We start from the raw sequence: 12,787 nt of genomic DNA, 5'->3' as shown, positions 1-12,787 counted from the left end.
AAGGCTTGAGGCTCCTGTATCCGGGAGCACATGGCTGCCGGAAAAAAGCGCTCACTAACTATCACCCGGAATCGGCGCCGCTGATTCGCAAGCCTTCTGGAACAGGACCGAATAATATGTGTCTTCCCAATCGTCCGAACGCAAGACCGTTAAGCCCCCCCATTCCAGATAACGAATCATGGTCTCGGGATAAATTCGGTGCCCCGGCCGCCCGTCGCTTCTTGGATGGAGCCATTCCACAACAAGCCCTTTGCCTCCCGGCTTCAGCACCCGGCGTATCTCTTCGATAGCTTCTTCCGGCGACTCCATAATATGCAGCAGCAGCGAGGCCACCGCCAAATCGGCAACACCGTCATCTAGCGGCAGCTTCTCCGCCGGACCCTTTAAAACCTGAACATTGGACAGGCCACGGCCAGCCGCACGCTGTGACAATACTTCCAGCATGAAGGCCGAGACGTCCACCGCATATACCGTTCCCATCGTCATGGCAGCGGCGGGAAACGAGAAATAACCTCCGCCTGCGCCAATATCCACAACCGTACCGTTCAGACCGAGGCCTGACAGCTCAAGGAGTTGCCGCGGAGGAAGCCCTTTCAGACGTTCTTCCGTCTCCAGCCTATTAAGCCCTTCGCGTTCCGCCTGATTATCGTCCATGAAGCTTGTTCACCACCGATTAACCGAGAACTTTTTCAATATGTAAATGTCTCTCCTTGGTCAAATCAACCAGCTTGCCGTCAATCCGGACCAGCGGACGCAAATCTTCCCTTTGATTGATATGTAGAACTTCCGCTTCTCGTCCATCCGTCAGCAGAATTCTTCTTCCTTTTAAAGTATGTATATAATTATTCATAAACAGATTTACGAGCTGCGGATTCAAATCCCCGAATGCTCCGTCCCGCATGAGAGTCACAACCCGGTAAAACGGCATGGCAGGATGATATGGACGCTCCGAAGAAATGGCGTGGAACACGTCGGCCACCGCCACGATTTCGCTGAAATGATCGATCTCGCCGCCTTTGAGTCCAAGCGGATATCCGCTGCCGTCCGAACGCTCATGATGCTGCAATGCGACCAGCATAACACGCGGACTCAGACCTACCGTCTCCTTCAGCATTTCATAGCCGTAGATGGTATGCTTCTTCATTTCGGCGAATTCCGCCTTGGTAAGCTTGCCGGGCTTGAGCAGAATCTCCTCAGGTATGCGGACTTTTCCGATGTCATGCAGTGTAGCTGCAAGAGACAAAAGCGAGAGATCGGCCTCCTCCAGCTTGAGCCACTGGCCAATCAGTGTGGATAGTACGCCGACTCCGATATTATGCTTATGGGTGTACTCATCCTTCGCTTTGACCGACTCGAACAGCTCGAACAGATCGGGATGCTGAGATACTTGTCTGACAGCGGGAATAAGCTCGTTCTTGATCTCCATGAGAGGCAGCTTGCGGCCAAACCGAAGGCGGCTGAACAGTTCCTGGGAGTAACCGACGGCATCTTTAAGCAGGGTTACGGGGGATTCAAGCCGTGCTTCCTCCAGTGACATTACAACGATGTCGATGGGGTCGATATTATGCAGTTCAAGAAGTTTGATAGCGTCCTGATTCAGGACGGAATGGGCGGGAATAAGCACAACACCTTGCCGGTTCATTATGTCGTACTTCGCTTTTTTGCCCATGTAGGCATTATAGGACATCTTGATCATCTCCGTTTTCAGGGACGCAATCATTTCCAGAAGATAACTTTCTACCTATATATCGGTTGCGAAAAGCAAGATGTTTAGATCAAATTTCAAGAATTCCATGAGTCTGACGGCTTATGTAAACGCAGAGGGAATCTGAAGAACGCCAAAAGGGCCGTTCCGCAGATTTTACCGCGAACAGCCCTCCCTTATGCTTATTGATTATCGATGCTCTTCACTTACTCCGTTGCGGTAAAATGCCATACACAGCTGTGGAAATCGCGTTCGGCTTCCGCCGGGATGCTCAGTCCCGCATAGGCAAGCTCGTCTCCGCCGTAGACTTCGTCTGTTCCCGTAAGCCGGTACTTCTTCGTCACATCGACGCCGTCAAGCTTCAGGATCTTCAGCGGCGCGGACGGCTCGGCGAGCACGTTGAAGTAGAACGCGGCAATCTCCTTTTTGTCCCGGTCTGCGAACAGCCAGGCGGCATCACTGCCTTCAAATGGACTGCGCAGCCGGTAGAAATCACCGAACTGAACAAGCCGCCGGATACCCTTGTATTCCACTACCTGCCGCTTGACGATCTCCTTCTCTTCCTCGGTCAGCTTCGTGAGATCCAGTTCATAACCGAGGTTGCCGGACATCGCTACGGCCCCGCGCATCTCCATGGATGTAATCCGGTGAACCTGATGATTCGGAACGGCCGACACATGGGCACCCATCGACGAGATCGGATAGACCAGGCTGGTGCCGTACTGGATTTTCAGGCGGGCTACCGCATCGGTGTTATCGCTCGTCCAAGTCTGAGGCATGTAGTACAGAATTCCCGGATCGAAGCGCCCGCCCCCGCCGGAGCAGCTCTCGAACAGCACCTTCGGGAAGGCCGAAGTGATATCGTCCATCACCTTATACAGCCCCAGCATATAACGGTGCGCCGTCTCCCGCTGCCGGTCCGCCGGCAGAGCAGCAGAGCCAATCTCTGTCATATGGCGGTTCATGTCCCATTTCACATACGAGACCGGAACGATGCGTAGAATGTCGCAGACTCTCTTCGTGATTTCCTCGCATACCTCTTTTCGCGAAAAATCGAGAATAAGCTGGTTCCGGCTCTCCGAACGCCGGCGCCCTGGTACATGCAGACACCAGTCGGGATGTTCGCGGTACAGATCGCTGTCCACCGATATCATCTCCGGCTCGAACCAGAGGCCGAACGACAGGCCCAGCTCATTGATGCCGCTCGCCAGACTATCAAGGCCCTCCGGCAGCTTGCTGCGGTCCACGAACCAGTCGCCGAGCGAGGTTTTGTCGTCATTGCGATGTCCGAACCAGCCGTCGTCGAGTACAAACAGCTCAATGCCGAGCTCCTGTCCGACGCGCGCGATGTCCAGAATTTTCTCCGCATTGAAGTTGAAGTAGGTTGCCTCCCAGTTGTTCACGAGAATTGGACGCTCTCTGTCGCGGTGATAACCTCTGGCCAACCGGTTTCTGTACAGCGAATGGAAGGTCCTCGACATGCCGCCCAGCCCTTCGGACGAATAGACCATAACCGCTTCAGGCGTCTGGAAAGTCTCTCCCGGTTCCAGCTTCCAGCTGAAATCAAACGGGTTAATGCCGACTGTTACCCGCGTATTATTGAACTGGTCAACCTCGGCCTGCGCCAGAAAATTCCCGCTGTACACAAGATTGAAGGCATACACCTCGCCCGAGGTTTCGCCCGCACCTGCACGGAGTAGGGCAATAAACGGATTATGCTGGTGGCTGCTGGCACCCCTTGAACTATCCACGGACTGAAGGCCGTGCCGGAGCGGGTTTCTCTCGATATGTCTCTCCTTGGCATGTGCGCCGTATAGATGAAGGAAATCGAAATCCGAGTCCCGAAAATCCACGCAGACGCTGTGCGCCTGAAGCAGCTTCAGAACTTCACTACCCTTGTTCTCGAACCGGACCGAGCGCGTGATGGCATTGTAGGCTTCAAACACCGTGTAGCTCAGCACCACCTGCAACCCGCTCAGTGAATCCTCCATGACGATTTCGAGCGTCTCCGCTTCATCTTCCTCTTCGATGTAGGTGGCCGGCAAGCCTTCGAGAGGCTTCTTGCCCCGGCTGATCGTATGGGACAGATAACGCAGATCGGTTACGGTCGTTCCATTCTCAAGCTGAACCTGGTAGGCAGGCTTGTGGTAATCGGTGCTGCCGTACTGCGGATATTCCTGGGGCAGTGTATCGAGAGAAAAAGTGACCTCCCCCTTGTACGGATTACCCGAGAACGCACGGTCGAGCAGCTCTAGCCGGTTGGAGTGGCGGTATTCGCCGATTCTCCGTCCCCAATAACTGTGAGTCAGGAAACCGTCCCTGACAATTTCCATCACATAGCTGGTGTCTTTGGCTTTCAGGTGAAACAATCTTGTCTCCGGATCAAAATGAATACCCATTGGCTATTGACCTCCTTTATTGTAAACCCGGCCGGCGCTTTCGCGGATCATCAGCTCTGACGGGAGAATAACCTTCATCGGAAGCGTCCGTCCGTTACGTAGCCGGTCAACGAGCAGCTTAACCGCCGTCCGCCCCATTTCCTCCGTATGCACCTTGACGGTGGACAGCGGAGGATTCAGGAAAGCCGCCGAGTCGATATCGTCAAAGCTGAACATCGCCATATCGTCCGGCACACGGATTCCGGCCTCCTGAAGAGCCTTCATGGCGCCGATCGCCATCGGATCGCTGGCCATCACCACCGCCGTCGGCGACGATCCCTGATCGATCAGCTGCCTCATCAGACGATAGCCGCTCATCGGGCTGAAGTCTCCGAGCAGTACAAGGTCCGGATCAAAGAGCCCTTTGTCCCTCATGACCTGCTCATAGGTCCGGACACGGGTCTCCTCTTTCGGCATCAAGCGTCCGTTCCCGGCGTGGATGCTCTGGATCAGCCTCTCGCCGCCGATATAGGCGATCACTGTATGCCCTGCTTCGAGCAGCGTGTCCATCATCCGGCGGGTAGCGCTCTCGAAATCGGTAATCACGACATCGAAGCCCTCTTCCGCCGGCTGGTAATCGGCGAAGATGATATGATCATTGCCGAACAGACTTCGCAGTTCCCCGCTGTTGACGTCACCGAGCACGATAAGGCCGTCCAGACCCTCCATCGCTGATGCGGTAAACCGGCTTCTGCCTGTATAGAAGACCGACTCGATCTTGACCGCATACTGGTCGCACACACTCTCTACACCCCTGCGAATGGACATAAAATAAGGATCGGCCGCTTCATCATTCGTCAGCACGAGACCCGCCCGAATTATCTCCTTGTCCGGAGCGGACTTCGGCTTCTTCCGCTTACCGTGGACATAATTCAGCTCGCTGGCGACATCCAGCACCCGCTGCCTGGTCTCGCCCGAGACGGACAGCGACGGGTCGTTATTCAGGATTCTCGATACCGTCGCGGTCGACACGTTCGCCAGCTCGGCAACATCCTTGATTCTTGTCATCTCGGCATCGCTCCATTTTTACTGTATATTTTACTTAATAATTAGTAAATTCAATTGGTTATAATATAACAAAGAAACCGCTTTCTATCAATCCGTAGTTCTGATATCCTTCTGGTTGAAACGTGCCCACTTCCATTATATCGCTTAAGATCAGGTGCTTTTCCTGAGTGTTGATTGGTCAAAAGGTTAGTTGCGCAGATAGTAATGTACTAGTAATGAATTAGTTATGTTTACTAGTTATGTTATTGACAACTAATGATCATGACCGAAAGCCTTGACTGCCTCGAACCCCCCCAAATCAACAAAGATCAAAAAACGCCAAAAAGCTATCGCGATTCCGTAAAAACTTTGGTCATCGCTTTTAAATCCTTGTGATATAATCACTTGGAAACCATACAGAAGCAGGTGATAATTTCATGTTTCAACTGAAGTGGCTGTGGAAGAACCTCGAGAAAGACCGCGCCCGCTACATTCTGGCGCTCTGTCTCTCGGTCGTGTGTTCTTCACTAACCATCGCGACTCCCTATTTCAGCCAGCGCATCGTCGATACGTTCATAGCCGGAGACCATGCGGCGCAGAACCTGTCTCAGGAGAAGGGCCTGCTGATCACGCTCTGCCTGGCCATGATCGGCTTCTCGCTGCTGCGCACGGGCCTGTCCTATTTTACAACGATGCAGTATGAGCACTCCTCACAGAACATGCTGTACCGTATCCGCGTATTCTTGTACAACAAAATCCAGGAGCAGGATATGCACTATTACGACCATAACCGGACAGGCGACCTTATGACCAAAATGACCGGCGACCTCGATATGGTCCGGCACACCATGGCGTGGATCTTCAAGACGATTATTGAATCGCTGACGATCTTTCTGGCGGCCATGGTTTATTTTTTCACCATTGATGTCAAGCTGACGCTGTGGATGCTCATTCTGTCGCCGCCGGTCTTCGTGGTGAGCTTCCTGTTCGCGAGACGCGTCCGCCCGATGTATATCGATCTGCGGGAGCGGCTGTCCCAGCTGAACACGACTACCCAGGAGAACATTTCAGGCAACCGGGTCGTTAAGGCTTTTGCCCGCGAGGCGTATGAGATTGAGAAATTCACCGACAAGAATATCAATTTCTTGAAGGCGAACAAGACCGCCGCGCTCGTCTGGCTCGACTACTTTCCCTATCTCGAAACCCTGGCGCAGGCCTTCAACGTGATTCTGATGATAGCAGGCGGGCTGTATGTCATGAATGGACGGATTACTTTCGGAGAGTACGCCGCCTTCTCCTCACTGATCTGGGGACTCTCCAACCCGATGCGCAACATCGGCATCATTATCAACGACATCCAGCGCTTCTTCGCAAGCTTGTCCAAAATCGTTGAAATCTACTATGCCCGTCCCGGCATTGTCAATGAGCATCAGGCCACCGACAAGCGCCGCTTTGAAGGGACCATCGAGTTTGAGAATGTCAGCTTCAAATACGACACCAAGACGGTGCTGGATCAGGTCAGCTTTAAAATCCGTCCGGGTGAAACCGTTGCCATCATGGGCTCTACCGGGTCCGGTAAAACAACGCTCGTCAACCTCATTCCCCGCTTCTATGACGTGACGGAAGGCCGGGTGCTGGTTGACGGAACGGATGTGCGGAACCTGGAGCTCGACGAGCTCCGCGGCAACATCGGCGTGGCCACCCAGGATGTGCTGCTGTTCTCCGACACGGTGGATGGCAACATCGCCTACGGCGATCCCGAGCTGTCGGAGGAGGAGACGGTGAATTACGCCCGGCTCGCCGCGGCGCATGATTTCATCACCCGGATGCCGGAGGGCTATGACACCATTGTCGGAGAGCGGGGCGTCGGCCTCTCCGGCGGGCAGAAGCAGCGCATCGCCCTGGCGCGCGCGCTGGCGGTGCGCCGGCCGATCCTGATTCTCGACGACACAACCTCCGCCGTTGACCTGGAGACTGAAGAGCATATTCAGAACAGCCTGCGCAGCCTGGACTATCCCTGCACGAAGATCATTATCGCGCAGCGCGTATCCACAACGGCGGAGGCGGACCGCATCCTCATCTTCGAGGGCGGCCAGCTGATCGAGGAAGGCACCCATGCCGAGCTTCTGGCGAAGCGCGGCTACTATTACGAAGTATTCATGCTGCAGAACGAAGGCATTGGAAGGCAGGTGGGCTAATATGGCACGCAACAAATTCGATATCGACGAGGATCTGGAATCCCCGTTCGATATCCGACACTTTCGGCGGGCGCTTGTATACATCAAGCGGCAGCAGAAGCCGATGATCGTCGCGTTCGTACTGAGCGCGCTGTCCGCCGGCATCGCGCTGTCGGCGCCCCTGATCATGCAGCATGTCGTCGATGTGACCATTCCCGCCAAGGCGGCTCTGCCGCTGGTGCTGTGGTCGGCGCTCATGCTGGCAACCATCGTCGTCAGCGTCATTCTGGCGACGATCCGCTCGCGCATTATGACGAGCGTCGGGCAGGATATTATTTTTGACATACGGACCGATCTGTTCAAGCATCTGCAGGAGCTGCCGTTCAAATATTACGATGACCGCCCGCAGGGTAAAATTCTGATCCGCGTCGTGAACTACGTCAACTCGGTCTCGGATGTGCTCTCCAACGGCATTATCAACTTTATTCTCGAAATCGTGAACCTGATCTTTATCGCCGCCTTCATGTTTGCCGTCGACGTCCGGCTCTCGCTTGTCATTCTCGCGGGCCTTCCCGTCTTCCTCGCCATCATGCTGATGATCAAGACCCGGCAGCGGCGTGCCTGGCAGGCAGTATCCAACAAGAGCTCCAATCTGAACGCTTATCTGCAGGAGAGCATCAGCGGCATCCGCGTAACCCAAATCTTCTCCCGCGAGCAGCGCAACGAAGGCATCTTCACGCGGCTGGCCGAAAATTTCCGCAAGGAATGGATGCGCGCCCTGCGCTACAATACGCTAATTCCGTTCACGGTCGACAATCTGTCCACCCTGGTTACCGCGTCGATCTTTCTGGTCGGTCTGCTGGCGCTCAATCCGGCGGACGTGACCTTCGGTGTCATTCTGGCAATGAGCAGCTATGCGGCCCGGTTCTGGCAGCCGATTCTGAACCTGTCGAACCTGTACAACAGCTTCATCAATGCCGTCGCCTATCTGGAACGCATCTTCGAGACGCTGGATGAGCCGGTTACCGTCAGCGACGTTCCGGACGCCAAGCCGCTTCCGCCCGTTCAGGGAGACGTCACCTTCGACGATGTGACCTTTGCCTATGATCCGGGAATCAACATTCTGGAAAATCTCTCCTTCGACGTTAAGGCGGGCGAGAGCATCGCGCTTGTCGGTCCGACCGGCGCGGGCAAGACCACGGTCGTCAACCTGATCTCGCGGTTCTACAACCTGACCGGCGGACAGATTACGGTTGACGGCCACGATATTTCGCAGGTAACGCTGGAGTCGCTCCGCAGCCAGATGGGGATTATGCTGCAGGATAGCTTCATTTTCTCCGGCACCATTCTGGACAACATCCGCTACGGCAAGCTGGACGCCACGGAAGATGAGATCATCACCGCTGCCAAGACGGTGTGTGCCGACGAATTCATCAAGGAATTCGAGCAGGGCTACATGACGGAGGTCAACGAGCGCGGCTCGAAGCTGTCACAGGGACAGCGCCAGTTGATCTCGTTCGCGCGGACGCTGCTGGCCGATCCGCGCATCCTCATTCTGGATGAAGCAACATCCTCGATCGACGCCAAGACCGAGCGTCTGCTCCAGCAGGGACTGAACGAGCTGCTGAAGGGCCGGACTTCGTTCATCATCGCGCACCGGCTGTCGACGGTGAAGAACTGCGACCGGATTATGTATGTCTCGAACAAGGGCATTGCGGAATACGGCACCCATGATGAATTGATGGCGAAGCGCGGCTTGTACTACCGGCTGTATACGGCCCAGAAGATGGAAGCCGATCCTTCATCGGCTGCTGTATCCCTTCCGGCGCAGCAGGCCGGACACTGATACGGCACCCGATTGCGGACAGCTTCAGGTCCAAGGCAAGATTGCAAGGCAACATCACAAGAGAGCATCATATGAAAGCATCACAAGAAAACATCTCTTGAGAATATCTACTTGGAAACATCTCTTGGAAAAAGAAGAGGACCAGCAGTCTCCCGCCGGTCCTCTTCTTCTGTTATCTGTTCATGGAGTCACGTCTCGCTTAAGGGGTATGCTGCCCGAAATACTGCGTCGTTCCGGTCGCATAACTGTTCCATTCCCCCGTCTGATCGAAGGCTGAAGATCCCGCCCGGATGCCGGATTTGCGGATAATCGTACCGCCATTCGGCATGAACTGGGTGATGCCGTTCGGATCGCCGAGCACATCGATCGTTACGCCGTTCTTTTTCAATACAAAGCCGGTTGTCACCATCGTACTGCTCTGAAGCAAATCCATCTCATCGTTATAGTACACGGTATTGGTGATATCGAAATAATCGGAAAACATCGAGTCAATGAAAATATAAGGCATTCCTTTATAGAACGGTACGATGCTCTGGCTCCATACTTTCGGTGTATGCGTAGAGACATTATACTGGTGAATTTCCAGTGAATAGCCCGTTACCGGCTGCGACGTGTCTCCAACCGGGTTAAAGAACAGCTCAAGCGCGTTGCGGCTATTGTCCAGGGACATATACTGCGAGAAATATAAATCGGCCGTCCCCTGCGGATCAGCGGCAACCTGAATGACAGCCGCCGTTCCATTCGCTCCGATCACCCAGTACGTCAGCATGCTGCTTCCGTCCCAGGTCCAGGTCTTGCCGCTTAGCGTCGCTGGTCCGGTAAAGGTTGAGTCCGGCGTACCGCTGTATACCGTAAAGGATGTTTGGCCCGGGAACAAGGCAGACAGGTCATAGGTGACAGGGCTGGCAACCCCCTGCTTCGTATGAATCTCCACCTTCCCGCTTGGCGCAAGCGGCGCGTTCCGCACTGCAAAGCTATAGGTCCCGGTCCCTCCGCGTCCATCGTAAGCCGTGATGGTCACCTGGCTGCTTCCGGCCACGGTTCCCGGAGTAAGGGTAAGCAAACTGCCGGAGATGCTGGCGCTCGCAATGTCCGCCGACTGCACGGCTGCGGTGAACGTCAGATTGTCGCCGTCCGCATCCTCGAACAATTGGCTCAGATCATAGGTGCGCGGATTGGTGACCCCGGAGGTCAGCACCTGTTCGTAAATCACGCTGACAGCTGCTGGTGCCTGATTCGGTGCAGGCGGATTGCCGCCTGCCGCAACATTGACCTGGAAGAAAGCTGTCCCTTCTCCTCCTCGGCCATCCAAAGCCTTGACCTGAATGGTTGCTGTACCGGCTGCCAGAGCCTGAACCGCCGCTGTGCCGCCATTGATCGAAACGGTGGCGACACTCGGATCGGAGGATACCGCCTCAAAGGTCAGCGGATCGCCGTCCGGGTCGCTGAACACCGGGAACAGGTCAACCGAATACACCGCATCCCCGACGGTAAGTGCTGCATCTGCCGGAGCCTGAATGATGACCGGGTTCAGGTTCGGCGCGGGCGTAACCGTGAGCAGGAAGGTCTGGCTGGCACTGCCGCCCCGACCGTCGGATGCCGTGAACGTAATGTTCGCGCTGCCCACATTTGCCGGAGTCACGGTCAAGATGGTTCCATTCACAGAGACGGCTGCCACATTGCTCGCGGAAGAGACAGCCGTGTAGGTCAAGCTGTCGCCGTCCGGGTCCCAGAAAGCACTCGCAAGATCGATGGTCCGGGCTCCATCGGTCAAGCGAATCGCAAGCGTCGCAATGCTATCGATGGCTACCGGATCATGATTCGCAGGCGTTGGGATCGGAGTCGGAATAGGCGTTGGTATTATTGGTGTTGGTATTGGAATTATTGGTGTTGGCATTGGTATCGGCGTTGGCGTCGGTTCTGGTGTTGGCGTAGGTGTTGGTTCCGGCGTCGGCGTTGGTGTCGGCTCGGCGACCGGAGTTGGCGTCGGTGTCGGTTCTGGTGTTGGCGTAGGTGTTGGTTCCGGCGTCGGCGTTGGTGTCGGCTCGGCGACCGGAGTTGGCGTCGGCTCGACAACAGGAGTTGGTGCCGGTTCAAGTGTCGGCTCAGCGGATGGCCCAGTTACAGCGGTTGCCGTCTCTTGAGGAACCGGCGTCGCAGCGGCCCGGTTGTCGAAGCCGCCAAGAACGTTCTGAATCCGGCCCTGGACCTGGCTCCAGTTCGCGATAATCTGCGTCAAATCCACGCCCGCCGGCAGTTCCAGAGTGCCCACCTGCATATTGGGATCAAGCGTGAGTCTCGTCTGCGGATTGGTTACCGCCAGCACATCGAACTTCCCGCTTCCCTTCAATTCCACCGCCTGGCCGCCGTCCACAACGAGACGCTTCAGTTGCGCATCGACCACCACACTGGTCACCCCTTGGCCGATCGTCAATTGGTCCAAAGAGCCGCCCTTGACCGTAACTCCGCTGGCGGAAATCTCCAGGGCTCCCGCATAGGAGGTCCCGCCCGTATTAAGCACGGTCCCGTTCTTCACGATTTCCAGATTAGTCAGATCGCCGATGTTCCGGTTGGCCGATTTGAAGGTCAAGACGGCTCCTTCCAGCGCATCCGCATTCTGCCCGCCTAACAACTCCTTAAGCTTGCCTGTCGCCAGATAGGGGATGCCGTCGATCGTAATTACATCGCCGTCCACCTGTGTGATGACAGCCATACGATCCTGCTTCTGGAAAATGTTCAGCAAAAATCCCGCAATATCCTCACGCAGAACCGGATTCTTCGGATTCAATTCCTCATTCGGTGTGTCGATCAAGTTCAATCGCAGAGCCGTAGACACCGCATCCGCCGCCCAGGAGGACACCTGCTTCATATCCTGGACGGGAGGCACCGCGCCGCCCCGCGCGCCGACTCCGTTAACGGCCCGAACAAATACAGCCGCCAGTTCCTCGCGTGATACGGAATCATTCGGAGCGAAAGAACCGCCGCTTCGGCCCGTCATCAGACCGGCGCGGTAGACGGCCTCAACCGCCGAAGCTCCCCAGCCCGCAGCCGGCACATCGGAGAAGGACGAAGCCTTGGCATCCGAAAGCGGAAGCCCGAGCGCCCTCACGAGCAAGGCCGCCAGTTCCTGTCGGGTCAGAGCATCGAGCGGGCGGAACTGCCCCGAGGAATCGCCGGTAAGCAGTCCCTGCTGCTTGGCTTCATTAATGGCGCTCTGCTTGGCGCTTGAAGCCTTGGCCAGATCGGCAAAACTAGAAAGGTCAACGCCAGTGGGAACGGCTGTTATTATCGAATCCGCTGCGGCATATGTAAGGCCCGGAAGTGAACCGGCCAGCAGCGTACCGGCCAGGAACGAAGCCTGTAGGCGGCGGCTTGATGATTTTTTACTTTTATATCGCTTCTGTCTACCCATGCATTGCCTTCTTTCAAGTGGAATTATCACATAATATCGGAATAACTCCGGTCATTTGTGAGAATTTGTCGAAAATTTTTAGTTATTAGGAAGCAGATTTTTGCTCCGTTTGACCTATAACCGTCTATATGTAATTGGCACAGCTCAAAAGAAACTTACAGCGGCACACGAAAAGACGCCGGTAACCAGACCGGCGTCACTAATTCAGCATGGGCATTCGCC

7 protein-coding genes are annotated in these 12,787 nt (G+C 55.4%); 2 read left to right on the top strand and 5 right to left on the bottom strand.

Annotated features, from left to right (window positions below; translation table 11 throughout):
• Nucleotides 1-54 precede the first annotated feature (54 nt).
• The 4 genes from PSTEL_RS04505 to PSTEL_RS04490 all read right to left on the bottom strand — a co-directional run bounded on the left by PSTEL_RS04505 (nucleotide 55) and on the right by PSTEL_RS04490 (nucleotide 5,151).
• On the bottom strand, nucleotides 55-654 hold the full coding sequence (locus PSTEL_RS04505; RefSeq protein WP_052098191.1) for a class I SAM-dependent methyltransferase: 600 nt from the start codon (nucleotides 652-654) through the stop codon (nucleotides 55-57).
• Nucleotides 655-673: 19 nt separating this feature from the next.
• A complete protein-coding gene (locus PSTEL_RS04500) occupies nucleotides 674-1,687 on the bottom strand; it encodes an HD-GYP domain-containing protein (protein WP_156995778.1) in 1,014 nt (337 codons plus the stop codon).
• A gap of 224 nt (nucleotides 1,688-1,911) precedes the next feature.
• Entirely contained in the window at nucleotides 1,912-4,104 is a 2,193-nt protein-coding gene (locus PSTEL_RS04495) for an alpha-galactosidase (RefSeq protein ID WP_038693759.1), read from the bottom strand.
• A gap of 3 nt (nucleotides 4,105-4,107) precedes the next feature.
• Complete coding sequence (locus tag PSTEL_RS04490) at nucleotides 4,108-5,151, bottom strand: LacI family DNA-binding transcriptional regulator (RefSeq protein WP_038693757.1); 1,044 nt, start codon at nucleotides 5,149-5,151, stop codon at nucleotides 4,108-4,110.
• 416 nt (nucleotides 5,152-5,567) lie between these two features.
• On the opposite strand from PSTEL_RS04490, the gene PSTEL_RS04485 reads away from it, so the two are divergent.
• Nucleotides 5,568-7,328 carry an ABC transporter ATP-binding protein gene (locus PSTEL_RS04485; protein WP_038693755.1) on the top strand — a complete coding sequence of 587 codons (1,761 nt, stop codon included), beginning with the start codon at nucleotides 5,568-5,570 and terminating at the stop codon, nucleotides 7,326-7,328.
• A gap of 1 nt (nucleotide 7,329) precedes the next feature.
• Nucleotides 7,330-9,153, top strand: a complete 1,824-nt coding sequence (locus PSTEL_RS04480) for an ABC transporter ATP-binding protein (RefSeq protein WP_052098190.1) — start codon at nucleotides 7,330-7,332, stop codon at nucleotides 9,151-9,153.
• A 199-nt stretch (nucleotides 9,154-9,352) separates the two neighbouring features.
• Here the strand turns inward: PSTEL_RS04480 and PSTEL_RS04475 are convergent, their stop codons facing one another.
• The gene (locus PSTEL_RS04475) at nucleotides 9,353-12,565 is read right to left on the bottom strand and encodes an S-layer homology domain-containing protein (protein WP_038693754.1); all 3,213 of its coding nucleotides are present in this window, start codon (nucleotides 12,563-12,565) and stop codon (nucleotides 9,353-9,355) included.
• Nucleotides 12,566-12,787 lie beyond the last annotated feature (222 nt).

Source organism: Paenibacillus stellifer (assembly GCF_000758685.1).
GTDB lineage: Bacteria > Bacillota > Bacilli > Paenibacillales > Paenibacillaceae > Paenibacillus_AQ > Paenibacillus_AQ stellifer.
The sequence above is the reverse complement of the archived record's forward strand: the minus strand, read 5'-3'. Positions and strand labels throughout refer to the sequence as shown.

Coding starts and splice junctions, on each gene's coding strand:
- PSTEL_RS04495 (WP_038693759.1), bottom strand. CDS start 4,104: ATGGGTATTCATTTTGATCCGGAGACAAGATTGTTTCACCTGAAAGCC.
- PSTEL_RS04485 (WP_038693755.1), top strand. CDS start 5,568: ATGTTTCAACTGAAGTGGCTGTGGAAGAACCTCGAGAAAGACCGCGCC.
- PSTEL_RS04475 (WP_038693754.1), bottom strand. CDS start 12,565: ATGGGTAGACAGAAGCGATATAAAAGTAAAAAATCATCAAGCCGCCGC.
- PSTEL_RS04490 (WP_038693757.1), bottom strand. CDS start 5,151: ATGACAAGAATCAAGGATGTTGCCGAGCTGGCGAACGTGTCGACCGCG.
- PSTEL_RS04505 (WP_052098191.1), bottom strand. CDS start 654: ATGGACGATAATCAGGCGGAACGCGAAGGGCTTAATAGGCTGGAGACG.
- PSTEL_RS04500 (WP_156995778.1), bottom strand. CDS start 1,687: ATGTCCTATAATGCCTACATGGGCAAAAAAGCGAAGTACGACATAATG.
- PSTEL_RS04480 (WP_052098190.1), top strand. CDS start 7,330: ATGGCACGCAACAAATTCGATATCGACGAGGATCTGGAATCCCCGTTC.